At 62.9% G+C, this 221-nt stretch carries 1 protein-coding gene; it reads right to left on the minus strand.

Features of this window, described 5'->3' with window-relative positions; translation table 11 throughout:
• Nucleotides 1-221: ACP S-malonyltransferase (locus tag IH13_RS0136125; protein ID WP_031091400.1), on the minus strand; the 221-nt coding region annotated here is incomplete at both ends.

A 221-nucleotide genomic window follows, 5' to 3' on the forward strand; every position in this document is an offset into this window, starting at 1 on the left:
ACCGTCCGGACCCAGCTCCAGGAACGTGGTCACACCCTGGTCCTGGAGCGCACGCATTCCGTCCACGAAACGAACGGCCTCACGGACATGACGCACCCAGTACTCGGAAGCGCAGATCTCGTCGCCCGACACGACCTGACCGGTCACATTCGAGACGATCCCGATCTCAGGTGCATGGAAGGTCAGCGTCTCGGCGACCGTGCGGAACTCTTCGAGCATGG

The organism is Streptomyces sp. NRRL WC-3549 (genome assembly GCF_000721935.1).
Taxonomy (GTDB): Bacteria; Actinomycetota; Actinomycetes; order Streptomycetales; family Streptomycetaceae; genus Streptomyces.